At 62.8% G+C, this 752-nt stretch carries 1 protein-coding gene; it reads right to left on the bottom strand.

Annotated elements, in window-relative coordinates; translation table 11 throughout:
- Positions 1 to 749, bottom strand: a 749-nt coding sequence (locus tag AWB68_RS45755) for an IS630 family transposase (RefSeq protein ID WP_087650524.1), incomplete at its 3' end; no start/stop codon positions are given.
- Positions 750 to 752: the final 3 nt, after the last annotated feature.

The following is a 752-nucleotide window of genomic DNA, read 5'->3' as shown; positions in this document are numbered from 1 at the left end:
GGCACGTTGGCCTCGATGGTGCGCAGGAACTGCAGGAATTCACTGCTGCGATGACGTCGATGCAGTTCGCCAATGACTTCGCCCGTGGAGATATCCAGCGCCGCGAACAGCGTGGTTGTGCCGTGGCGCATGTAGTCGTGCGTGCGTCGCTCAGGAATGCCCGGGGCCAGCGGCAGCATAGGCTGGGTGCGGTCCAGCGCCTGGATCTGGCTCTTCTCGTCGACGCACAACACCATGGCCTTGAGCGGCGGGTCCAGATACAGTCCCACGATATCGCGCACCTTATCCACAAACAATGGATCGCTGGAGAGCTTGAATGTCTCCTGCCGATGTGGCTGAAGCCCGAAGGCACGCCATATGCGCGTCACGGCCGTCTGCGACAGCCCCATCTCGCGGGCCATTGTGCGCGTGCTCCAGTGAGTCGCTCCCGTGGGCACGGACTCAAGTGTGCGGGCAATGAGCGCGTCTACCTGAGAGTCCTCGATCGTCCTCGGTGCTCCCGGGCGCGGTGCATCGAGCAACCCGTCCACGCGCTGATTGATGAATCGCGAACGCCACTTCGAAACTGTATGAGAGGTAACACGCTGCCTTGTCGCGACCGTCTTGTTGTCGATGCCCTCGGCGCAGGCCAGCACAATGCGTGCGCGCAAGGCCAGCGCCTGCGCGGTCTTGCGCCGCATTGTCAGCGCCGTGAGTTGGTCGCGTTCCGCTTCACTCAAGACCAGTGGCGCCTTCGGTCTTCCTCTCATCGT

The sequence above is a fragment of the Caballeronia choica genome (assembly GCF_001544535.1).
Taxonomy (GTDB): domain Bacteria; phylum Pseudomonadota; class Gammaproteobacteria; order Burkholderiales; family Burkholderiaceae; genus Caballeronia; species Caballeronia choica.
The sequence above is the reverse complement of the archived record's forward strand: the minus strand, read 5'-3'. Positions and strand labels throughout refer to the sequence as shown.